The 20090-nt window shown below is 64.2% G+C and carries 26 protein-coding genes; 10 read left to right on the forward strand and 16 right to left on the reverse strand.

Annotated features, from left to right (window positions below; translation table 11 throughout):
• Nucleotides 1-6: 6 nt before the first annotated feature.
• Together IY145_RS04035 and IY145_RS04040 are read right to left on the reverse strand one after the other, a co-directional pair.
• Nucleotides 7-2292: a TonB-dependent receptor gene (locus tag IY145_RS04035; RefSeq protein WP_196407024.1), complete on the reverse strand. Its 2286-nt coding sequence runs from the start codon at nt 2290-2292 to the stop codon at nt 7-9.
• A 306-nt stretch (nt 2293-2598) separates the two neighbouring features.
• Nucleotides 2599-2856, reverse strand: coding sequence for a hypothetical protein (locus tag IY145_RS04040; protein WP_196407025.1), 258 nt, complete (start codon nt 2854-2856; stop codon nt 2599-2601).
• A gap of 170 nt (nt 2857-3026) precedes the next feature.
• Between IY145_RS04040 and IY145_RS04045 the strand changes: the two genes are divergently transcribed.
• From IY145_RS04045 to pqqE, 5 genes are all read left to right on the forward strand, one after another.
• Nucleotides 3027-3725 (forward strand): phosphatidylserine decarboxylase, encoded by a 699-nt coding sequence (locus tag IY145_RS04045; protein WP_196407026.1) that lies wholly within the window; start codon nt 3027-3029, stop codon nt 3723-3725.
• 26 nt (nt 3726-3751) lie between these two features.
• Nucleotides 3752-4591, forward strand: coding sequence for a CDP-diacylglycerol--serine O-phosphatidyltransferase (pssA, locus tag IY145_RS04050; protein ID WP_196407027.1), 840 nt, complete (start codon nt 3752-3754; stop codon nt 4589-4591).
• Between the two features lie 227 nt (nt 4592-4818).
• Complete coding sequence (gene pqqB, locus IY145_RS04055) at nt 4819-5748, forward strand: pyrroloquinoline quinone biosynthesis protein PqqB (protein ID WP_196407028.1); 930 nt, start codon at nt 4819-4821, stop codon at nt 5746-5748.
• Nucleotides 5745-6506, forward strand: coding sequence for a pyrroloquinoline-quinone synthase PqqC (pqqC, locus tag IY145_RS04060; RefSeq protein WP_196407029.1), 762 nt, complete (start codon nt 5745-5747; stop codon nt 6504-6506). The genes pqqB and pqqC overlap by 4 nt, the downstream gene beginning before the upstream one ends.
• Nucleotides 6507-6517: 11 nt before the next feature.
• A complete protein-coding gene (gene pqqE, locus IY145_RS04065) occupies nt 6518-7984 on the forward strand; it encodes a pyrroloquinoline quinone biosynthesis protein PqqE (protein WP_196407030.1) in 1467 nt (488 codons plus the stop codon).
• A 6-nt stretch (nt 7985-7990) separates the two neighbouring features.
• On the opposite strand, the gene IY145_RS04070 is transcribed toward pqqE, so the two are convergent.
• Both IY145_RS04070 and IY145_RS04075 read right to left on the reverse strand, forming a co-directional pair.
• Entirely contained in the window at nt 7991-8194 is a 204-nt protein-coding gene (locus IY145_RS04070; protein WP_196407031.1) for a hypothetical protein, read from the reverse strand.
• A 53-nt stretch (nt 8195-8247) separates the two neighbouring features.
• Nucleotides 8248-8742, reverse strand: coding sequence for a cupin domain-containing protein (locus tag IY145_RS04075; RefSeq protein ID WP_196407032.1), 495 nt, complete (start codon nt 8740-8742; stop codon nt 8248-8250).
• Between the two features lie 234 nt (nt 8743-8976).
• Between IY145_RS04075 and IY145_RS04080 the strand changes: the two genes are divergently transcribed.
• Nucleotides 8977-9351, forward strand: coding sequence for a flagellar export protein FliJ (locus IY145_RS04080; protein WP_196407033.1), 375 nt, complete (start codon nt 8977-8979; stop codon nt 9349-9351).
• 4 nt (nt 9352-9355) lie between these two features.
• On the opposite strand, the gene IY145_RS04085 is transcribed toward IY145_RS04080, so the two are convergent.
• From IY145_RS04085 to IY145_RS04095, 3 genes are read right to left on the reverse strand one after another with little or no spacing between them, the layout of a single operon-like run.
• On the reverse strand, nt 9356-9928 hold the full coding sequence (locus IY145_RS04085; RefSeq protein ID WP_196407034.1) for a hypothetical protein: 573 nt from the start codon (nt 9926-9928) through the stop codon (nt 9356-9358).
• Nucleotides 9919-10743 (reverse strand): DUF692 domain-containing protein, encoded by an 825-nt coding sequence (locus tag IY145_RS04090; RefSeq protein ID WP_196407035.1) that lies wholly within the window; start codon nt 10741-10743, stop codon nt 9919-9921. Before IY145_RS04090 ends, IY145_RS04085 begins: the two co-directional genes overlap by 10 nt.
• 5 nt (nt 10744-10748) lie before the next feature.
• Complete coding sequence (locus IY145_RS04095; protein ID WP_196407036.1) at nt 10749-11684, reverse strand: TIGR04222 domain-containing membrane protein; 936 nt, start codon at nt 11682-11684, stop codon at nt 10749-10751.
• Nucleotides 11685-11943: 259 nt separating this feature from the next.
• Between IY145_RS04095 and IY145_RS04100 the strand changes: the two genes are divergently transcribed.
• Nucleotides 11944-12921, forward strand: coding sequence for a UPF0104 family protein (locus IY145_RS04100; RefSeq protein WP_196407037.1), 978 nt, complete (start codon nt 11944-11946; stop codon nt 12919-12921).
• Between the two features lie 79 nt (nt 12922-13000).
• Here the strand turns inward: IY145_RS04100 and IY145_RS04105 are convergent, their stop codons facing one another.
• The 6 genes from IY145_RS04105 to IY145_RS04130 form a co-directional block, all read right to left on the reverse strand.
• Nucleotides 13001-13276, reverse strand: a complete 276-nt coding sequence (locus tag IY145_RS04105) for a DUF1153 domain-containing protein (RefSeq protein ID WP_159725907.1) — start codon at nt 13274-13276, stop codon at nt 13001-13003.
• 413 nt (nt 13277-13689) lie between these two features.
• On the reverse strand, nt 13690-14034 hold the full coding sequence (locus IY145_RS04110) for a septal ring lytic transglycosylase RlpA family protein (protein WP_196407038.1): 345 nt from the start codon (nt 14032-14034) through the stop codon (nt 13690-13692).
• A 284-nt stretch (nt 14035-14318) separates the two neighbouring features.
• Nucleotides 14319-14720 (reverse strand): DoxX family protein, encoded by a 402-nt coding sequence (locus IY145_RS04115; RefSeq protein ID WP_196407039.1) that lies wholly within the window; start codon nt 14718-14720, stop codon nt 14319-14321.
• 172 nt (nt 14721-14892) lie between these two features.
• The gene (locus tag IY145_RS04120; RefSeq protein WP_196407040.1) at nt 14893-15504 is read right to left on the reverse strand and encodes a malonic semialdehyde reductase; all 612 of its coding nucleotides are present in this window, start codon (nt 15502-15504) and stop codon (nt 14893-14895) included.
• A gap of 51 nt (nt 15505-15555) precedes the next feature.
• Nucleotides 15556-16272 (reverse strand): hypothetical protein, encoded by a 717-nt coding sequence (locus IY145_RS04125; RefSeq protein WP_196407041.1) that lies wholly within the window; start codon nt 16270-16272, stop codon nt 15556-15558.
• Nucleotides 16273-16362: 90 nt separating this feature from the next.
• A complete protein-coding gene (locus IY145_RS04130) occupies nt 16363-16572 on the reverse strand; it encodes a cold-shock protein (RefSeq protein ID WP_159725917.1) in 210 nt (69 codons plus the stop codon).
• Between the two features lie 377 nt (nt 16573-16949).
• Between IY145_RS04130 and IY145_RS04135 the strand changes: the two genes are divergently transcribed.
• Nucleotides 16950-17195, forward strand: a complete 246-nt coding sequence (locus tag IY145_RS04135) for an acyl carrier protein (protein WP_196407042.1) — start codon at nt 16950-16952, stop codon at nt 17193-17195.
• A gap of 10 nt (nt 17196-17205) precedes the next feature.
• On the opposite strand, the gene IY145_RS04140 is transcribed toward IY145_RS04135, so the two are convergent.
• The 3 genes from IY145_RS04140 to ruvC all read right to left on the reverse strand — a co-directional run bounded on the left by IY145_RS04140 (nt 17206) and on the right by ruvC (nt 18824).
• Nucleotides 17206-17571 (reverse strand): hypothetical protein, encoded by a 366-nt coding sequence (locus IY145_RS04140; RefSeq protein ID WP_196407043.1) that lies wholly within the window; start codon nt 17569-17571, stop codon nt 17206-17208.
• Nucleotides 17572-17688: 117 nt separating this feature from the next.
• Complete coding sequence (gene ruvA, locus IY145_RS04145) at nt 17689-18303, reverse strand: Holliday junction branch migration protein RuvA (protein WP_196407044.1); 615 nt, start codon at nt 18301-18303, stop codon at nt 17689-17691.
• Nucleotides 18300-18824, reverse strand: a complete 525-nt coding sequence (gene ruvC / locus IY145_RS04150; RefSeq protein WP_196407045.1) for a crossover junction endodeoxyribonuclease RuvC — start codon at nt 18822-18824, stop codon at nt 18300-18302. The genes ruvA and ruvC overlap by 4 nt, the downstream gene beginning before the upstream one ends.
• Nucleotides 18825-18973: 149 nt before the next feature.
• Here ruvC and IY145_RS04155 point away from each other — a divergent pair, with 149 nt between their 5' ends.
• On the forward strand, nt 18974-19180 hold the full coding sequence (locus tag IY145_RS04155; protein ID WP_196407046.1) for a hypothetical protein: 207 nt from the start codon (nt 18974-18976) through the stop codon (nt 19178-19180).
• Nucleotides 19164-20036 (forward strand): class I SAM-dependent methyltransferase, encoded by an 873-nt coding sequence (locus IY145_RS04160; RefSeq protein WP_196407047.1) that lies wholly within the window; start codon nt 19164-19166, stop codon nt 20034-20036. The genes IY145_RS04155 and IY145_RS04160 overlap by 17 nt, the downstream gene beginning before the upstream one ends.
• Nucleotides 20037-20090: the final 54 nt, after the last annotated feature.

Here is a 20090-nt window from a genome sequence, read left to right on the forward strand (position 1 = left end):
CGCGCGTCACCAGACGTAGCGCACCGAGGCGAAGATCGAGCGCGGATCATTGTAGGCCACCGTCCAATAGGCCGGCAGGCCCACGCCCGGACGCCCGGCCGAGATCGCCTGATAGGTGTAGCTCTGCGGATAGCGCCGATCGAAGAGATTTTTGACCGCGAGCTGGAACGTCCAATGACCGTCGGCGGTCGTGTAGCTCGTCTGTAGATTGGCGAAGGTCTGCGGCGGCACCTTCACGAAAGGATTGTTGATGATGTCGGTGTAGAGCGACGTCTGCGCCTGCACCGAGCCGCCGATCTTCCACTCGCCCGGAACGTCGAGCGGCACGCGGTAATTGGTGTAGAGGCTACCCTGGAATTTCGGCGAATAGGGCAGACGCGATCCGGAATGCGCGGCGGTCGGAACGACGGCGTTGGGGCCGAAAGGCGAATTGGCCCAGACCGCCCATGTCGTCGTTCCCGCGTAATAATCGAGCGCGGCGTCGAGATAGGAGCCGGTCGCGCCGATTTCCCAATCGTCGATCGGCGTGAAGGTCGCCTGACCTTCCACGCCCTTGGAGCGGCCATGACCGGCGCTGAAACGATGCGAGCTATTGGTGACGGGATCGATCGCCGTCGCCTGCACATTGCGGAAATCGTTCCAAAAAGCTGATATCGCAACTGTGAGGCGCTGATCGAGCCATGCGGATTTCACGCCGAGCTCATAGGTCGTCAGCGTCTCGGGCTTATAGGGAACGCGCGCCTGCGTCACCGACGCGATTGTCGGCCCCTGCGCGCGCATGTCGAAGCCGCCATCCTTATGGCCTTGCGAGAAGGAGGCGTAAGCGAGAATCTCCGGCGTCGCCTGATAGGAGACGACGGCCTTGGGCGAGCCCGTTCCCCATGACGCGCTGTTCTGGACGCTCCAATTGAGCACGCCGCGCGGATTATAGAAGGCCGCGAGCCAATCCGTCGTCGTGAAGCCGCCGCCGAGCAGCGACGACGTCGCCTGCCCATTCACCAGCGAGTAATTATAGTTATTGTTCCAATGCTTCTCGAGATTATAGCGGCCGCCGAGCGTCAGCTTCAATTCGTCGGTGAGGCGATAATTCGCTTCGCCATAAACGGCGTAGGTGTTGGTGTATTGCCACAGCTCCTGCCAATTCGGCTGGTAGGTCGACGAAACCTGCGGAACGGCGAAGAAGCTCGTCACTGCGCCGAAGGCGTTGGCGCGCCGGCCGGAGAACCATTCGTCGCGATTGAGATAGACGCCGCCCTTGAAATCGAGACGGTCGTAATCGCCGATGACGCGAAGCTCCTGCGTGTAGTTTCGATCCCAATAATGGAGCCAATTGGAGTTTCGCGCCCAAAGATCGCTGGTGTTGTCATAGAGCGCGACTTGCTCGAAACGGCGCGCCTGGGTGATCGACTTCAACTGCAGATTGGCGTCGAGCTGATAGCTGATCGTCAGCGCTCCGCCATATTGCTGGAAGTGATTCAGCGGATAGAGCGGATAATAGGCCGTGCTCGAGGTGTTTCCGGGAATGGCGAGATTATTGTAGGATTTCGCCTGGCCGTCGTCGAACTCGCCGTCGAAGGCGAGCAAGACCTCGAGAGGCTGGATCGGCGTCCAGCGCAGCTTGGCGAGCGCATTGCTCAGATTGACATTGTTGACGTCGGCGTTGCGCAACAAATTGCGCGTGACGCCGTCGCGCGCGCGATGACTGTAGGAGAGACTTCCGAAGAGCTCATCCTGGACGATCGGCCCGCTCACCAGCGCGCCGACCTTCCATTCATTGTAATTGCCATAGCCCGCTTCCGCCTCGAAACGCTTTTTGTTGTCCGGCTTGCGCGTGACGATCTGCACGACGCCGGCTTCCGCATTATGCGGCGACGATGTGTCCTGCGGCCCCGGACGCGCGTCTATGCGCTCCACATCGAGCAGCTCGATGCGCGAGCCGAGAAGGCGCGGAAAATAGGCGTCGTCGAGATAGACGCCGACAGAAGGCTGTCCTTGCGGATCATATTCGCCGATGCCGCGAAAGAAATAATTGGAGTTGGACGTCGTGACGCCCGTGCGGAACTGCGTCAGGCCGGGAACATAGCCGGAGAGATCGCGCGTGTTGGTTATGCTGAGGTCGCGCAATTTCTTCTCGTCGAAGCGCACGATCGTCTGCGGCGTCCTCTGCGCCTCGACCCGATCATGCTCGGCTTGCACGACGACATCCTGCACCGTCGCCTCGCTGGCCCCGCCCTGCGGCGCCGCCAGCGCTGCGCAGGCCTGTAGCGTCAAAGCGCCGACACTCGACGCCATAGCGCTCTGTTTCTGTGGGATTTTTGTCATGCCGCCCCGCTTATATTAATATTAATTCAATAGAAGTAATATAAATTAAGCTCGGCCTTCGCAATCCCCGGGGCGCAAAGAGCGATCAAAATCCTATGTGAGCACTGGGGTGAGCCGCGCTCGTCCGATCGGCGAGGCGGCCCGCGCCGCCGGCTGCGAGACGGGCGGACTTGAGAATGCGGCCCATCCCGACAGGACGAGCGCGCATCGCTTTTTGGAGGGAAGTTTCGCCGAACGATCGTCCTCCCCCGCCCTCGGCGGGGGAGAGCGCTTGGATCAATCCAGCGTCTTGCCGCCGGCCGCCTTGCAGGCGTCGGCGGATTCGACGAACACCCAGCCCTTGCCCTGACAGGCGTTCATGCCTTTGCAGGCGTTCTTGGGGCTGTGGCAGTCGCTCTTGCCCTTGCAGCTGTTGGCGCCGATGCATTGCACCTTGCCGGGCGTCGCCGCCAGGGCCCCCGTCGCCGCGCCGGCGAGCGCGAGAGAGACGGCCGCTATGGCCAGAGCCGTTCCGTTGCGAATATTGTCTTTCATGTTTCCTCCCCGAGGGGCCGTCGGCCTCATTGGGCGTCGACCGCGCCTATCTGTCGTGAATCGGCCGCCCGGGCAAGCGCTTCGACGCGCCGCCCGCGTGACTTTCGCGCCGCGAAATGTCAAAACTCGCCCCGCCTGCGGCGACGGGCCGCATTCGGAGCCCCTCATCCATGTCGATCCTCGAATCGGTCCGCAAATCGCTCGTCCCGATCCATCCGGAAGGCTATATCTTCATAGCCGCCTTCGCCATCGCCGCCCTATTGCTGCATTGGATCTCCTCGACGCTCGGCTGGGTCGGCTTCATCGCCACGGGCTGGTGCGTCTATTTCTTTCGCGACCCGCAGCGCCTCACGCCCTTGCGCGAGGGGCTCGTGGTGTCGCCGGCCGATGGCGTCGTCTGCTCCATCGGCTTCTTCCTGCCGCCGGCGGAGCTCGGCCTCGGCGCGGAGCCGATGCAGCGCGTCTCCATCTTCATGAGTGTCTTCGACGTGCATGTGAACCGCGCGCCCATCACCGGCCGCATCAGCAAAGTCGCCTATAAGCCCGGCGCCTTCCTCAACGCCGATCTCGACAAGGCGAGCGAGGACAATGAGCGCAACGGCATCGTCATAGACGCGCCCTCCGGCCGCTATGGCGTGGTGCAGATCGCCGGCCTCGTCGCGCGGCGCATCGTCTGCTTCGTGCAGGACGGTCAACCGATCGGCGTCGGCGACCGCTTCGGCCTCATCCGTTTCGGCTCGCGCGTCGACGTCTATATGCCGACGGGGGCCAAGCCCCGCATCGCCGTGGGCTCGCGCGCCATAGCGGGCGAGACCATTCTTGCGGATGTGAACTCCACCGCCGCCGCTCTGAGCTTCAAGGCCGGCTGAACCGCCGCCGCGAGAGAGGCCTTCCCATGAACGAACCTTTTTCCTTCGACGGCGGCCCCGAGGGCCGCGACGCGCAACTGTCCGCCTCCGAACGGCGGAGGCTACGCTTCCGCAACATTCCGATTCGCGTGGTGCTGCCCAATCTGGTCACTCTTTTGGCGCTCTCCATGGGGCTGACCGCCATTCGCTACGCCACGGAAGGCAAGTTCGACACCGCCGTCACCGCCGTCATCGCCGCCGCCGTGCTGGACGGACTCGACGGGCGCCTCGCCCGCGCGCTCAAAGGCACGTCGCGCTTTGGCGCGGAGCTCGACTCGCTCGCCGATTTCGTCGATTTCGGCGTCGCGCCGGCGCTACTGCTCTATCTCTGGTCGCTGCACGAGATCAAAGGCCTCGGCTGGTTCGCGGCGCTCGTCTTCGCCATCGCCTGCGCGCTGCGCCTCGCCCGCTTCAACGTCACCGTGGACGAGCCGGGTCGGCCCGCCTGGCATTCGGATTTCTTCGTCGGCATGCCGGCGCCGGCCGGCGCGGTCGCGGTTCTGCTTCCGCTCTATCTCAATCTCTCGGTCGTCGACCTGCCCGGCTCCAAGGCGCTGGTCCCGCTCTTCATCGTCTATGTCCTGGGAATAGCCTTTCTGATGGCGAGCCGCATTCCGCATTTCTCGGGCAAGCGCATTGGCCGCATTCCGCGCGAATATGTCATTCTCGTGCTGTTCTGCGTCGGCGTGACGGCGCTGCTGCTCGCCATCTATCCGATGGAGACTCTCGTACTGACGAGCCTCGCCTATCTCGTCGCAATTCCCTTCGGCGTGAGGCGCTACAAGGAGCTCGAGCGGCAGGAGGCCGAGAAAGCGCGCCCGGCCTGACGCCGGAGCGCGAGCGGCGCGACAAAGTGGCGCTTGCGCGCCGCCGCGCGCGCCGACATAGTGCCCGCGAAAACAAGCCGTCCCTGTGGCCGCGCGCCATGGGAAAAAGCGGCAAAATCGGGAGGGGAGCGAAACAGAGCTTCGAGGAGAGGCGGTTTCGCTCTAGAACGTCGGCTCGAGAGGAGAGACTGCGCCTTTAAAAAAACGGCGCCGTCGCGGATCGCGTCATGTTCATCAAAATACTCGGATCGGGCGCCGGCGGCGGCTTCCCGCAATGGAACTGCAATTGCGCCAATTGCCGCGCCGTGCGCGATGGCAAGCCCGGCTTTTCGGCGCGCACGCAATCCTCGCTCGCGGTCAGCGCCAATGGCGTCGATTTTGTGCTGCTCAACGCCTCGCCGGATCTGCGCCAGCAGATCGCACAGGCCCCGCAGCTCTCGCCCGGCCCGGCCGATGGATTGCGCGCGAGCCCGATCAAATCCGTCGTGCTCACCAATGGCGACGTCGATCATGTCGCCGGCCTGCTGAACCTTCGCGAGGCGCAGGCCTTCTCCATCTATTCCTCGGGCCGCGTGCTGAATGTGCTCGCCGGCAATCGCATCTTCGACATTCTGGTCCCCGAGCTCGTCACGCGCGTCGAGTTTCCTTTCGACGAAGCCATTCCGCTGCACGGCGCCGGCGTCGATCTCGGCCTCGCCGTGAAGGCTTTTCCCGTGCATGGAAAAATCGCGCTGTGGCTCGAGGACAAGAGCGCCGCCGATTTCGGCACGCGCGTCGGCGACACGCTCGGCGTCGAGATCATAGAGACGGCGACGGGCAAGTCTTTCTTCTACATTCCAGGCTGCGCGAAGATAGACGATCCCCTGAAAGAGCGTTTGCGCGGCGCGAGCCTCGTCTTCTTCGACGGCACGCTGTTCCATGAGAATGAGATGATCGAGCAAGGTCTGCTCGGCAAGACCGGCTCGCGCATGGGCCATGTGAATATGAGCGGCGAGGACGGCTCGATCGCGGCCTTCGAGAGCCTTTCCGTGGCGCGCAAAATCTATGTGCATATCAACAACTCCAATCCAACGCTCGACGCTTCGTCGAAGGAACGCGCGATCGTGAACGAAGCCGGATGGGAGATCGGCGCGGACGGCATGGAGGTGACGCTATGAACGACTTCTCGACGGCCGAGTGGCACGACGCTCCTCCCTTGTCGAAGGAGGCCTTCGAGGCCGCGATCCGCGCCGTGGGCGAGGAGCGCTATCACGACAAGCATCCGTTCCACAAAATGCTGCATGGCGGAAAGCTGAGCAAAGGCCAGGTGCAGGCCTGGGCGCTCAACCGCTATTGCTATCAGGAGGCGGTGCCGCGCAAGGACGCCGCCTTCATGAGCCGCGTCCATGACCGCGAATTGCGGCGCGAATGGATTCATCGCATCCATGATCATGATGGATTGGGCGAGGAAGGCGGCGGCATAGAGCGCTGGCTGGTGCTCACCGACGGGCTCGGCCTCTCGCGCGACTACGTCACCTCGCGCAAGGGCGCGCTGCCGGCGACGAAATTCGCTGTCGAGGCCTATGTGCGCTTCGTCGTCGAGCAGCCGCTCGTCATAGCGGTCGCCTCATCGCTGACGGAGCTGTTCGCGCCGGCGATCCATCGCGAGCGCATCGCGGGAATGCTCGAGAATTACGATTTCGTCGACGATTCCGTGATGGCCTATTTCAAGCGCCGCCTCGCCCAGGCGCCGCGCGACAGCGATTTCGCATTGTCGTATATTCTCCAGCACGCCTATACGCGGGCGGAGCAGGAAGCCTGCGTCGGCGCCGTGCGCTTCAAATGCGACGTGCTATGGGCGCAGCTCGACGCGCTCTATCAGGCCTATGTGACCGGCCTCATCCCCCCCGGCGCGTTTACGCCGGGAGAGAAGTGAAGGACGAGAGAATGAGCGAAGCGCGTTTCGTTGTGGCGCCGGAGTCGAAGCCGGCCTTCACGCGCTATTCGCGCCTGCACGAGGATGTCGTGCGGAAGCGCAAGGTGATCCTCGCGCCGGAACGCGCCTATGAGCTGGACGCCATCGGCCTCGCCGTGCTCGGCCATGTGGATGGCGTCGCCAGCGTCGCCGAGATTTCGCAGCGTCTCGCACAGACCTATTCGGCGTCCGTCGATGTGATCCAGACGGATGTGGTCAAGCTGCTGCAAGGCCTCGCCGACAAGCGCCTGCTGCGCGACGGGCCGGACGCGTTTTCGCCGCCTCCCCTCTCGCAGACAGCGAAATCCTATGCGCCCTTCGAGCGCGGCCCGGCGGGCCTGCTCGCCGAGCTGACGCATCGCTGTCCGCTGCAATGCCCCTATTGCTCCAATCCGCTCGATCTCGAGCGCGCCAATACGGAACTCACTTCCGGCGAATGGGGCGACGTGTTCCGTCAGGCCGCTTCCATCGGCGCGCTGCAATTGCATCTCTCGGGCGGCGAGCCGACCATTCGCCGCGATCTCGAGGAGATTCTCGCTCACGCCGTCGACGCCGGCCTCTACACCAATCTCGTGACCTCCGCCGTGCTGCTGACGCGCGAGCGTTTGGCGCATCTCGCCGAGATCGGCCTCGATCATGTGCAGGTCTCGGTGCAGGACGTCGTACCGGAAAGCTCGGACCATATTTCCGGCTATGAGGGCGGAGTCGCCAAGAAGCGCGATGTCGCGCGCTGGGCGCGCGAGCTCGGCCTCGGCCTCACCATCAATGCGCCGATCCATCGCCAGAACATCGACCATCTGCCGCAGATCATCGATTTCGCGGTGGAGGTCGACGCGCAGCGGCTCGAGGTGGCGCATATTCAATATTACGCCTGGGCGGAAGTGAACCGCGCCGCGCTGATCCCGACGCGCGAGAAATTCCTCGCGACCGTCGGAATAGTGGAAGAGGCGAAGAAGCGCCTGCAGGGCGTGCTCAATTTCGATTTCGTGATCCATGATCACTACGCCTCGCGCCCCAAGGCCTGCACGGGCGGCTGGGGCCGCAGCATCATGGTGGTGACGCCCTCCGGCAAGGCCCTGCCCTGCCATGCCGCGCAGACTCTGCCGGGCCTTTCCTTCGACAATGTGCGCCAGCTCCCGCTCGCCGAGATTTGGCGCAATGGCGCGGCCTTCGAGGCCTTCCGCGGCGAGGAATGGATGAAGGAGCCGTGCCGCAGCTGCGACAAGCGCGAGATCGACTATGGCGGCTGCCGCTGCCAGGCGCTCGCCGTCACCGGCGACGCGACGGCCACCGATCCGGCCTGCCATCGCTCGGATCATCACGCGCAATTCGCCGCGCTGGGCCAAACGGAGTCGCTGCTGCCGGCGCCGCCTTTCGTCTACCGCCGTCTCGGCGGGGCGGGCCGCAAGGAGAAGGCGCTGGACGAGCAGCCGGCGTGAGCGGCCTCAGACTTCGACGAGATCGAGTCGCTTCTCGATACGGTCGAGGCGAAACTCGATACGGTCGATGCGGCTCGACAAGGAGGCGCCCTGCTGCTCGAGGATTCCTAACCGCGTCTTGATCTCCCGATTGTCCTCATGGAGCGCATCGAGCCGGTCGTTCAGACGACGCAAATAGACCAGGACGACGTTGTCGGGTTCTTCAGCCATATTTCGATCCTCGCGAAACAATCATACGCTTTCGGCCAAGGGAAACAACCGCCTCACCTCTGCGCCGGCGCGATCTGGTTGCGCGGATCGTCCTTCGGATTGACGTAGTCGATGCTCCACGGCCCCATGGCGTCGATCTGGAGCACCGTCTCCTCGTCGAAGAAGGCGTAATGCGCCACGCCCTGCGGCATGGTGGAGAAAGCGCCCGGGGGAAGCTCTTCGACGCTGGCGCGATCGGCGGCCGGGCCGAGGCCGAGCCGCATGCGCCCGGCGACGACCGACACCACCTCCGCCTTGGGATGGGTGTGCGGTGGAATGCGATAGCCCTTGGGCGCCTTCAGCCGCATCACGAAGAGCCCGTCCTTCGCGGGATCGCCGTAGAGCACCGCCGCCTCCGCCCCGGCCGGCAGCGACGATGGCGCGGCCGTGAAGCGAATGTCGCCCGGGAGAAAGACCTTATGCGTCCCGACATGATCGGCCACAGCCGGCGCCGCTGAAAAAAGCGCGGCGACCCCGGCCGCCGCGATGACTGCATAGGCTCGTCTCATCTCCGCCTCCTCCATTCGCCAGGAACAGGTGAGCCCCCGCGCTCGCTGATATAGGGCGCAGCCTCCGAGGGCCGAGCGGAATGATTGAAATTACGGCGCTTTTTTGTTTCGCTCCGACAATTCTCGGGTCAGTAACACTCGAGCAACCTCCTTGCGCCATATTTCCTGTCGTCTCGCGAATAAAGCGACCGAGTTCGCATGCGTCGTAAGTAACCAGTGTCGGAGAGTAGAGTCATGAAGTCGCGAGATGCCTTAGTTCGGCTGAAACGTTTTCACGCCGAAGAGTGCCGGCGCCGCGTGGCGCAGCTTCAGACGATGATCGCCGAATTCACCCGCATGACGGGCGACCTCGATCGCGAGATCGCTCATGAGGAGCAGCGGGCCAATATCAGCGATCCCAATCACTTCGCCTATCCGACCTATGCTCAGGCCGCGCGCACGCGCCGCGACAATCTCCTGCGCTCCGTCGCCGATCTCAAAGATCAGCTGGTCGAGGCGGAGACGCATATGAAGGATGCGGCCGAGGAGCTGACCAAAGCGCAGGGCCAGGAAGCCCGCGACCGCGGCGGCGACCGCGTCATCGATCTGGTCGCCGAGCGGCGGGTGTGAGCGTTCAGGCCAGAAAATAAAAGAGGCGCGAGCCGAAGAGCCGCAGCCAGACGCCGACGCTGGGCCGCCTGCTCGCGCCCGGCTCGTCGCCGCGCGCCAGCCGTGTCGCGACCTCGGCGACAGGATAGCGGAAGAACCGCAGCCACAAACCCGTGCGGCGCGAATTCGCCGTGACGAAAGCCATTTCGAAACGCGCGAGATCGCCGATCCAGACCGGCTCGGCGCGCCCCTCCGCCGAGAAACGCGCGAGGCGCCGGGCGAGCGCAGCCGCGTCGGCGCGATGGCGTCCGGGCGCCGGCGGGCCCGAGATCGCGGCGTAGAGTGCAGAATCGAAGCGCGCGCCCAGCGCCCTTTGGGTCAGTGGCAGCGTCTTGCGGGCGTCGAGCGCCCTCTTGCCCTTCAGGCAATCGGCGAAACGCGCCACGGCGGCGCGATCGATGCGCGCCAGCGTCTCGGCCTCCGCCTCGCCCAATCCGTATCGGCGGGCGCATTCCAGCGGCGCGCGAAAGAACGCCTCGCGGAAGACATCATCCGTATAGAGCCGCGCCAACAGCGCCTGCGTCTCTTTCAGCGGCATCGGCGGCCGATCTCGCGGGCGCGCGCGACCTCCGCGAGCAAATCGCCGAAGGGCGGCAGATTTTCGTCCCGCTCCAGCACGATCGCCCGCGCGTTGCGGGCCAGCGGGAGGATTTTTTCCAGCAGCGCCCAGATTTCCGGCGGCGCGGGCGCGTCATGGCTGTCCATCAGCAGCCCGCGCGATCGCCGCCCGCCGGCGATGTGGAACTGCACGACGCGCTCCCAAGGCCAATGGTCGATCTGGGCCTCGAGGTCGACGCCATGGTTGATGGCGTTGGTGTAAAGATTGGTCACATCGCAGAGCCAGCCGCAGCCGGTCATCTCCAGCACGCGGGTCAAAAACGCCGGCTCGTCCATTTCCGCGCCGGGGACGAGGGCGATCGCCGTCGGATTTTCGAGGATGAGCGGCGCGGTGATGGCGCGACGCACGGTCTCGACATTGCGCGCCGCCGCCTCGGCCGCCTCCTGCGTATAGGGCAGAACGGCGAGATGGCCGATGGAGACGCCGCCGGCCCGGGTGAAGGCCAGATGCTCGCTCCACCAGGGCGGATCGAGCCGCGCGACGAGCCGCGCCATTTTCCTCAGATAGACAGGATCGACCCCCTCCTCGGAGCCGAGCGACAGATCGAGCCCATGCGGCGCGACGGGGAAATGATCGGCGAGAAGGTCGAGCTCGGCGAGCTTTTCGGGCGAGGCGTCGAGATAATGGTCGGCGACGACCTCGATCATGTCGACCGCCGCGCGATCGGCGAAGAGATCGGCGCAGAATTGCGGCCGGAAGCCGAGGCCCGCGCGCAATTCCTCCGCCTTCGCCATGGGCCTCAGTCGCCCCCGCCGCCGCATCCCCCGCAGCCGCCGCCGCCGTCGCCGCCGCTGCAAGAGCTGGAGGAACCGCAGGAGCCGGAGGAATCGCTGGCCGATTTCTTGAACAGGCCCATGAATTCGGGTTCGAGCGCGCCCTTCAGCGCCTCATAACCGAAGACGGAGACGAGGAAGAGCGAGCCCGCGTCGAAGGCCGTCGCCCCGGCGGAGCACGAGCCGCCCGCCTTGCCGAGTTGCTCAGAGAGGCGTCGGCCGTAGGCGCGTTTGATCGCCGCGAGATAGGCCGCCCCCCGAGCGCTCGCGATGCGCTTATGGGCGCGCGAAACCACCTGCCAGAGGAGCGCCTCGGCGACAATGGCGAGGAAAATGAGAAAGATCACATTTTCGCGCCCGCTCGCCACGGCGAGGAGCAACTTGACGACGGCGAGGCCGAGGAGGACCAGCGACCCGGCGATCAGCGTCGCCCGCGCCACGCGCTCGACCTCCACAGGCGCGAGCAGATCCTCCTCCGCGAGCCGTCGTCGCTCGGGCGCGCAGAGCCGCTCGAGATCGGCAGCCAGCGTCCAATCGGCGAAAAGCTCCTCCGGCGTCGGCCGCGCCTGCAACGCCGCGAGCACGCGCGCCGGGCGGGCGTCGAGCACGCGCCCGGATGGGGGACCGGCCGCCGGCTCCAGCCGCCCATCCGCTCCAATTCCCACATAGCCGCGCTGGCGCAGATCGAACAAAAGCGTGCGGATCACATTATTGACGCCGCCAGAGAGATAGGCGAGCGCGATCGCATCCGGCTCGCTCGGCACTTTCGGCGGGCGGAGGCCGCGCGTCGGGTCGCTGGCGCGGATGAAGAGATGGGCCAGGAGCAGCGTCACCGCCACCGCGCCCGCATAGACGCCCAGAAACGCCGGTCCCGAAAGACCGAGGATCGAAAAACCGGCCATATCCGCCCTCGCGGCTCGTCCGATGAAATTGCCACGGGGAGCTTAGAACGCTTTCCGATCGAACGAAATCGTTCGATCGATCAGAATTCGCTCCGATGAAAGAATGCCAGAGCCCATCCGATCCAACTGGATCGGATGGGCTCTGGCAGGGCCCGCGCCGCGGACGAGCCGCAGCCGCCTTTCAGGCTTGCGGTCGCACCGTGGCCATGCCAGTGAGAGCGCGCGTTCCACACCGGGAGCGCCGAAACCGCAGCGTCCCATGAAAAAAATTTTGGAATATGTCTGGCCTCTCGTCGGGCTGGTGGCGGTGATCGCCTCTTTCTATCTTCTCTATGGCGAATTTCGCGGGGAATCGGTCGGCGAAGAGGTCTGGGCCGATCTGAAGGCCATTCCGATCTCCCATTGGATCGCCGCAGGCTTTTCGACTCTGCTGGCCTATGCCGCGCTCGCCTGGTACGACCGGATCGCGCTGCTCCACCTCGGCGTGAAGCACATTTCCTGGATGTTCATTTCGGTCTGCTCCTTCACCACTTACGCGCTCTCGCACAATATCGGCGCCTCGGTATTCTCCGGCGCGGTGGTGCGGTATCGGGCCTATTCCACCAAGGGCCTCACCGCCGGCCAGGTGGCGGTGCTCGTCGTGCTGTGCTCCTATACTTTCGGCCTGGGCACCGTGCTGCTCGCCGGGCTTCTGCTCACTTATCAGCCGAGCCTGCTCAGCCGCCTCTCCGGAATGCTGCCGGACGCGCTCACCAATGAGCATACGGCGCTGACGATCGGCCTCACCTGCCTCGCCGGCGTGGCGCTCTATGTCGTCGGCTCGCTGATGCACTTCAAGCCGATCAATATCGGCAAGCTGCATGTGATGTATCCGCGGCCCGAGGTCATGATACGGCAGATGTTCGCGGCGCCTCTGGAGCTGATCGGCGCCGCCGGCATCATCTATTTCGCTCTGCCGGAGGGCAGCAGCACGCCTTTCATCGTCGTGCTCGGCACTTTCCTCCTGTCCTTCTCGGCGGCGCTCGTCTCCCATGCTCCGGGCGGGCTCGGCGTCTTCGAGCTCGTCTTCATCAAGGCCATGCCGGACGTGCCGCGGCTCAAGGTGCTCACGGCGCTGCTGGTGTTCCGCCTGCTCTATCTCATCGTGCCGCTGATCTTCGCGCTCGTCGTCGTGCTGCTGTTCGAGCGCGGACGCCTCGCCGAGACGCTGCGTGGACGCGGCGGCGACGCGAGCTGAAAAAGACGAAGAGCCGGCCGCCCGAGGGCGAGCCGGCTCTGCGTTCTCGAACGGCGCTCTACCAGGAACGGCGCCGAAATCACATGCGATATTGCTGCAGGCGGGTCGTCCGCAATCCGGCGAGACCATGCTGGTCGATCGACATCTGCCAGCTCAAGAACTCGTCCACCGTCAGCGTGTAGCGGTTGCAGGCCTCCTCCAGGGAGAGAAGCCCGCCACGCACCGCCGCGACCACTTCGGCCTTGCGGCGGATTACCCAGCGCTTCGTCGTGGGCGGCGGCAGATCCGCGACGGTCAAGGGGCTGCCATCGGGTCCGATGACATATTTGACACGCGGACGATGCGTCTCGGTCATTTTGTTACTCGCATACTCTCACTCGACCCATCCTCTATAAGCGCGTCGATTTAACATTTGCCTAAGCCAAACTCCTGTGTTTGCGGCCAATTGAGAATCGCGCATTTACCAAAGCCCACGGCTGCGCCGAGACCTCGGGTCCGCCCGCCTCGAGGGGCGCCATTCCCGACTGTCACGAAGCGAGCGATCGGCAATCCAGCACGACAGCGCGGATCTCGCGCCGAATTCCCGGTCGGGCCTTTGGCCTGCGGGAAATGACGACGCCGTTTCGGCTCGGCCGACACGCGCCCGTTCGAGTGGAAAGCGCCGTCTAGAGTGTTTTCGAGCGAAGTGGGAACCCGGTTCGCGTGAAGAAAACACGACAGAACAAGGAGATCTAGAGTCATTCCGGTTCAATCTGAACCGGAATGACTCTAGTCGTCCGCGCTCACGCGCTCGACCTTCACCCGGGCGACGCCCGCCGATCGGAAGCCGAGGCTCTGGGCGGCGTGGACCGAGACGTCGATCACCCGGCCGCGAATGAAAGGGCCGCGATCATTGATCGTGACGACCACAGAACGGCCGTTGCCGAGGTTGGTCACGCGCGCCCGCGAGCCGAAGGGAAGGCTGCGATGGGCCGCCGTCAGCATCCCGACATGGCCTCCGCTCGCCGTCCGGCCGTGATAGCCGTAGTAGGAGGCCTTCCCCACCCAGGATTGGCCCGCCGCCGCCGCTGTGGAACCTGCAAAAACCGCCGCTCCGATGATCCATTTTTTCAATGCGCCATCCCCCAGTCGTTTTTCTCCCGATGGCCGACCGAGCTCGGACGACGCTATCGAGTAGACCCGCGCTAAGGGTGAGTTGTGATCAAATAGTGGCGAGAGCGCTAGCGGCGGATTTTGCCTAGTTCCGCGCCAGTCAGGCAAGTAGCCGCCCATAATATTTCAGCATATTCTATACTAAAGCCTCAAATAAACGCTGATGTATTTTGAAATATATTTGTCACATAATTACTTTTCTGTGACATAAATGACACAGACTCCGAGAATCTATGGCGAGGCTGTCAAGCCCCTTCGTGAAAAGAACGATCGATCGCGAAACGGCCGGGGCCGGCGAGCGCAAAAAGCAGAAAGACGACGCCATAGACGAACGCCAGCTCGCCGCCATTATGGATCGGCAGCGCGCCGCGTGCGGCGTGACCGATGAGATAGGCGGCGACCATTTCCGCCGCGAGGACGACGGCGGTCGGACGGGTGAAGAGGCCGAGGAGAAGCAGCAGGCCGCCGACGATCTCGATCGCGCCCGCGAGGCCGAGCAGCGAGACGAGTTTCAGCCCGTCGAACATTGCGACATGGGGAAAGCCGAACAGCTTGGCGGTCCCGTGCTGCAGGAACAGCAGAGCGACGAGAATGCGCAAGAGGCCGAGCAGCGCCTGCGTGCGGCCCGACGGCGCCAGCGAAACCATGGGCGATTCCTCTCTTCGGGGCGTTTCCAGCCGAAGCGGCCCCCGCCTCGGAATTGGAAACGCGTCCTAGAGTGTTTTCGAGCGAAGTGGGAACCGGTTCGCGTGAAGAAAACACGACAGAACAAGGATATCTAGAGTCATTCCGGTTCAATCTGAACCGGCCGGAATGACTCTAGAGGATCGAGGCGACGTCCTCGAAAGTGAAACGCGGACCCCGCGGATAGAGTTTCACCGGGTCGCCATAGCCGATGTTGATCAGGAAATTCGATTTTGTCGTCCCGCCGGGGAAAAACTCGGCGTCGACCTTGGCGTTGTCGAAGCCGCTCATCGGCCCGGCGTCGAGCCCCACCGCGCGCAGCGCCAGCAGGAAATAGGCGCCCTGCAGCGTGCCGTTGCGAAAGGCGGTCGTCTCGATCAGCGGAGCGTTGCCGACGAACCAGGCGCGCGCGTCGGTCGCCGGATAGAGCCGCGGCAAATGCTCGTAGAATTGCGTGTCATGGGCGATGATCGCCGTCGCCGGCGCGGCGAGCGTCTTCTCGAGATTGCCGGGCGCGAGCGCCGGCGCCAGCCGCGCCTTGGCCGCCGCCGAACGCACGAAGACGAAACGCGCCGGGAGGCAATTGGCGCTGGTCGGCCCCCAGAGCGCGAGACGGACCGCCTGCTGGAGCAATGCGTCCGGAACCTCTCGATCCGCCCAGCCATTGTGGGTGCGCGCCTCGGTGAAAAGCTGGGCGAGCGCCTCCGCGCTCAGAGATTCGTGATGCGAAAACTCGTTTTGCGCCATGTCGCATAGCTCCTCATCGTCTCGCTCTCGGCGGGAGAATGCGCGCCGAGCTCAGATGTCGCGGCCTTCGACTTCCAATTTCAGGCGTTCCTCCGCCTTTCGCCACTCCTCGCGGCGAGGGTCGAGCGCGCGGGCGCGGCGATAGGCCTCGAGCGCGCGCGCCGACGCGCCGACGCGCTCCCGCAGCGCGCCCAGCGCTCCCAGCGCGTCGAAGCGGCGCGGCTCCAGCCGCAGCGCGGAGTCGAGATCGCGCTCGGCGCCGTCGAGATCGCCGAGCGCCAGCCGGATATTGGCGCGCCCGACCAGCGCCTCCGCCCATGCGGGCTCGAGGATGACAATGCGGTCGAAGAGATCGAGCGCGAGACTGTCGGCCCCGACGCTCGCGGCCGACATCGCCCGGCGCAGCAGAAGATCGGCCGTCGGCGAGCCGGACCGCGCCCAGAGCCGGCCGATCGCCTGGGCGAGCGCGCTCTCCTCCACCTCGCTCTCGGCGAGGGTGAGCCGGCGAATGAGGTCGTCGAGGGAATCGCGCGCGATCTCCGGCGGGCGCTCGGGCGGGCGCTCTGGCTCGAGCGGCGCGGGGCGGCGCTGCGGCGAGAACACGCGCGCGCCGGGCGGCAAGGGAATCGGCACGCGTCCTATACCGGGAATGTCGAGATATTGCTGCTCGGTGAGCGGCCGCTCCGCCCCTGCGGCGAGCGCGCCGGGAGCGGCGAAAAGCGCGGCCGCGAGCGCGGCGGCGAAAAATCGAGATGGCGCGAGGCGCATGAGCGCAACTGTAGCGCACGCGCCGGCCGAAAGACAAGAACACTCGAAAAAGGGCCGCCGCAGCGCGGCGACCCTCTCGACTCTCGCGCCTCAGAGCGCCTTGAGCTGGTCCGCGGAGGACTTGCCGGTGCGGCGGTCCTGCGAAATCTCGAAGCTCACCTTCTGGCCTTCACGCAGGTCGCGCAGGCCAGCGCGCTCGACAGCGCTGATATGGACGAACACGTCCTTGTCGTCGCCATCGGGCTGGATGAAGCCATAGCCCTTCTGGGCGTTGAACCACTTAACCGTTCCAGTCGCCATTCGTCTCTCCGAACATAGAGGAGAAGGCCCGCCTGCGCGGGGCCGGGTCGATCGATGTTAGGGAGAGGTCGTCAGCGGCTCCGTCTCCGAAGCGCGCCCAAGTCGCCGGCCGAAAATCGATGCGGGGGAACATAGAGGGCCCGGCCGCCGCGGGCAATGGCGGATCACGCTATGGGCCATAAGTAATTACCGAGAAAGAAAGGCTTTCCTAACCTTGAAAAATAAGAGGCCGCCTGGTTCATGCCACATTCAGCCGACAGCCGCGATCTTTGCGTTGGATTCACGATCATCGAGTCAAAATATCGTCGAATGATCGTGATCTGCGAGAGCGGGGGCGCAGAGGCCCCCGCGCGCAGCCCAAGGAGCGGAGAGCAAAAGTGATTGACCTCGTTCGGCAAGCGATCGACGAACACGCGCGCCTGCCAGTGCCGGCGCGTAATCTCGCGACCAATTCCGACCTCTATGAAATCGGCCTCACCTCATTCGCGGCGGTGCGGATCATGCTCGCGCTCGAGGACGCTCTCGGCGTCCAATTCCCCGAACATATGCTCCGCCGCCGCAATTTCGCCTCGATTGGCGCCATCGTCGCCTGCCTGCGCGAGCTCGAGCGCAAAGCGGCCTGAGCACGGCCTTTCAGAGCCGCGCGCCCGAGGGACAATAGCGCGCCTTGGGATCGGCCCCGGCGGAAAGCGCCGCCGGGAAGACGTCCTTGCGCAGGCCGAAGGCGAGCAGCCCCGGCGTCACCGGCCGAGCGGCGGCGGCAAAGCTCTGGAAGGCGGCGGAACGCCCCTCCCGCGTCACGCGCGCGGCCAGCTTTTCGGCGCCCGGCTCCGGGCCGAGACGATCGAGCCCGCATTGCGCGAAGAGCGGCAGACGATGCGCCGGAGGCGGCGCGGCGCAGGCGCGGTCCATCAGCACGACGATGGTGAAAAAGACGAGCGCCGAGAAGGCGACGAAAAGCGCGCCGATCTGACGCGCGCCCAAATCTGCTCGAGACATGTCTGACCCCCTTGGGCCGCGAGAACCGGCCGAGGGTGTCAAATGGAGCAGCGCCCTCGCCCCTCCAGCAGGAGCGCGGGACATGATTAGCGCGGAGTGACTGGGCGGCTGGCGCCTCTACCCCGCCAGCTCCTTCAGCCCGCGCCGGATCAGCGCGCCCGTGTCCGCGCCCTCGCCGATCGCCTCGAGGCTCTTGGCCACCGCCGCGGCCGCCTGCGGCCGGCCATAGCCGAGATTGACCAGCGCCGAGATCGCATCCTGCGCGGCCTGCGGAGCCTGCCCCTGCTCCTCGCCGGAGAGCCGCGCGACGGCGGGATCGAAGCCGGCGAAGGCCGGCGCCTTGTCCTTCAGCTCCGCGACGATGCGCGCCGCGAGCTTGGGGCCGACGCCCGAGGCGCGCGCCACCATCGCCTTGTCCTGCCCCGCAATGGCGGAGGCCAGCTCGCCGGGCGAAAGAATAGAGAGAATGGCCAGCGCCACTTTAGCGCCGACGCCCTGCACGCTCTGTAGCAGGCGGAACCAGTCGCGCTCGGCGTCCGAGGAGAAGCCGAACAGGCGGATCGAATCCTCGCGCACCTGCGTCTCTATGGCGAGCGCCGCCGCCTCGCCGACGGGCGCGAGCTTCTGCAATGTGCGCGCCGAGCAATTCACCACATAGCCGACGCCATGCACGTCGAGAATGACGAAATCCTCGCCGTAGGAATCGACGATTCCTTTGAGCTTGCCGATCATCGCGCCCCCGCGGCGAGCTTGCGCGCGGCGGCGCGGCTGGCGCGATGATGGGCGTGGCAGATGGCGACAGCCAGCGCATCGGCGGCGTCGGCGCTCTCGGCCCGGCTCGCGGGCAGCAGCACGCGCACCATCATGGCGATTTGCGCTTTGTCGGCGTGGCCATTGCCGACGACGGTCTTTTTGACGACATTGGCGGCATATTCCTCCACCTCGAGGCCGGCGAGCGCCGGCGCCGCCAGCGCGACGCCGCGCGCCTGTCCGAGCTTCAAGGCCGATTGCGGATCGCGATTGACGAAGGTCTCCTCGATCGCCGCCTCATGGGGCGCGAGCTCCTCTATGACGCGCGCGAGGCCGCGCTGCAATTGTGCGAGCCGCTCGCCCATGGAGGCGCCGGAGTCCGAATGCAGCGAGCCGCAGGCGATAAAGGAGAGCCGCGAGCCGCGCGACGCCTCGACGATCCCCCAGCCCGTGTTGCGGAGGCCCGGGTCAATGCCGAGGATGCGAATCGTCTCGTCCGTCATGGCGGGAGGTTAGGGGGAAAGGGCGGCGAGGGGTAGCGGCGTCTCTCTCGACGATCGCAGCGCGCGACGAGCTGGGACTGTCAGCCGGCGGTGGAACGAAGCATCCTGGAACTCCAGCATCCCGGCAGCGGCCGCCATTCGCGCCCCCGATGACCTCGACAATTCCATTCGAACCTCCGGCGACATCCGATCTCTCCGGCCTCGAACCGGACAATCGTCTGCCACGTGAGACGGACATGTCATCTGCTCTCGACAATGGTTTTTTTGAGCAACTGGACAAACATGCCACCGTGCCGTATTACTTATATTACCTGTTGATGGTCGGAAGGGCAACTGAACATGGCGCGGGAATATGATGATGTAATTACCGAACACTATAATGCTATTGCCGATAAGTTTGGAACGTCACCTCAATCGACAATGGCTGATGACATAGTCAGAGCAAAAGAAACTGAAATAATTAAAGATTTTGTGCATGCTGCGGCCAGTTACTGGCGAGCAGAGCACATCGAAAACGGGGGGTATGCGGAGAGAGCAGGGGGTGATGCCGGATTAACGGTGTTGGATGTCGGATGTGGGAATGGATTCACCATTAAGCAGCTTGCATCATGTATGCCGCAATATTCGTTTGTTGGCGTTGAGATGAATGACAGGCTGCGCGATCTTGCCATAAAACAGAATGACTCGGCAGATAATGTTAATATTATTCCGGGCGACATCCGCAATATAGATTCTATTGAGCTGCCAGAATGTCGCGTGGATATTTTGCTGTGCCAACGGGTTTTGATAAATATCATGTCAGACGAAGATGCAGCCAAAGCACTTGACAATATTATTTCAATTGTTAGGCCTGGGGGGCATCTTCTTTTCATTGAGTCGTTTTTAAGTGGATTGAATAACCTTAACGATGCGAGATCAGAATTCTTGCTCGCGCCAATCTCACCCGCCCATCACAACAAATATCTATCTGACAATTTTTTCTCTCACCCGCAGTTGACGCGGTTTTGCCTGCCGCACTTCTCGTTGGAGTCAAACGCATTGTCAACACATTACTATGTCTCCAGGGTGCTGCACGCTGCACTACTCCAGCAACAGGGTGACAGCAACTTTAGGAGAAACTCCCATTTTGTACAATTGCTGTCTTCGGCCCTTCCTGATGGCGTCGGAGATTATGCCCCCCTTCAATTCCGTGCGTTCACAAAGCAAAAGTAGAGCGACTAAGGCCGCGTATAGGCGAGCACATTTACTGCACACCTCGCAGCACCT

The organism is Methylosinus sp. H3A (assembly GCF_015709455.1).
Lineage (GTDB): Bacteria > Pseudomonadota > Alphaproteobacteria > Rhizobiales > Beijerinckiaceae > Methylosinus.

Coding starts and splice junctions, on each gene's coding strand:
- IY145_RS04075 (WP_196407032.1), bottom strand. CDS start 8,742: ATGAGACGAGCCTATGCAGTCATCGCGGCGGCCGGGGTCGCCGCGCTT.
- IY145_RS04070 (WP_196407031.1), bottom strand. CDS start 8,194: ATGGCTGAAGAACCCGACAACGTCGTCCTGGTCTATTTGCGTCGTCTG.
- IY145_RS04115 (WP_196407039.1), bottom strand. CDS start 14,720: ATGGTTTCGCTGGCGCCGTCGGGCCGCACGCAGGCGCTGCTCGGCCTC.
- IY145_RS04140 (WP_196407043.1), bottom strand. CDS start 17,571: ATGTCTCGAGCAGATTTGGGCGCGCGTCAGATCGGCGCGCTTTTCGTC.
- IY145_RS04105 (WP_159725907.1), bottom strand. CDS start 13,276: ATGACCGAGACGCATCGTCCGCGTGTCAAATATGTCATCGGACCCGAT.
- IY145_RS04130 (WP_159725917.1), bottom strand. CDS start 16,572: ATGGCGACTGGAACGGTTAAGTGGTTCAACGCCCAGAAGGGCTATGGC.
- IY145_RS04045 (WP_196407026.1), top strand. CDS start 3,027: ATGTCGATCCTCGAATCGGTCCGCAAATCGCTCGTCCCGATCCATCCG.
- IY145_RS04125 (WP_196407041.1), bottom strand. CDS start 16,272: ATGCGCCTCGCGCCATCTCGATTTTTCGCCGCCGCGCTCGCGGCCGCG.
- pqqE (WP_196407030.1), top strand. CDS start 6,518: ATGAGCGAAGCGCGTTTCGTTGTGGCGCCGGAGTCGAAGCCGGCCTTC.
- IY145_RS04090 (WP_196407035.1), bottom strand. CDS start 10,743: ATGGCGAAGGCGGAGGAATTGCGCGCGGGCCTCGGCTTCCGGCCGCAA.
- ruvC (WP_196407045.1), bottom strand. CDS start 18,824: ATGACGGACGAGACGATTCGCATCCTCGGCATTGACCCGGGCCTCCGC.
- IY145_RS04085 (WP_196407034.1), bottom strand. CDS start 9,928: ATGCCGCTGAAAGAGACGCAGGCGCTGTTGGCGCGGCTCTATACGGAT.
- pqqC (WP_196407029.1), top strand. CDS start 5,745: ATGAACGACTTCTCGACGGCCGAGTGGCACGACGCTCCTCCCTTGTCG.
- IY145_RS04100 (WP_196407037.1), top strand. CDS start 11,944: ATGAAAAAAATTTTGGAATATGTCTGGCCTCTCGTCGGGCTGGTGGCG.
- pssA (WP_196407027.1), top strand. CDS start 3,752: ATGAACGAACCTTTTTCCTTCGACGGCGGCCCCGAGGGCCGCGACGCG.
- IY145_RS04120 (WP_196407040.1), bottom strand. CDS start 15,504: ATGGCGCAAAACGAGTTTTCGCATCACGAATCTCTGAGCGCGGAGGCG.
- IY145_RS04080 (WP_196407033.1), top strand. CDS start 8,977: ATGAAGTCGCGAGATGCCTTAGTTCGGCTGAAACGTTTTCACGCCGAA.
- IY145_RS04160 (WP_196407047.1), top strand. CDS start 19,164: ATGGCGCGGGAATATGATGATGTAATTACCGAACACTATAATGCTATT.
- IY145_RS04035 (WP_196407024.1), bottom strand. CDS start 2,292: ATGGCGTCGAGTGTCGGCGCTTTGACGCTACAGGCCTGCGCAGCGCTG.
- IY145_RS04095 (WP_196407036.1), bottom strand. CDS start 11,684: ATGGCCGGTTTTTCGATCCTCGGTCTTTCGGGACCGGCGTTTCTGGGC.
- ruvA (WP_196407044.1), bottom strand. CDS start 18,303: ATGATCGGCAAGCTCAAAGGAATCGTCGATTCCTACGGCGAGGATTTC.
- IY145_RS04155 (WP_196407046.1), top strand. CDS start 18,974: ATGACCTCGACAATTCCATTCGAACCTCCGGCGACATCCGATCTCTCC.
- IY145_RS04040 (WP_196407025.1), bottom strand. CDS start 2,856: ATGAAAGACAATATTCGCAACGGAACGGCTCTGGCCATAGCGGCCGTC.
- pqqB (WP_196407028.1), top strand. CDS start 4,819: ATGTTCATCAAAATACTCGGATCGGGCGCCGGCGGCGGCTTCCCGCAA.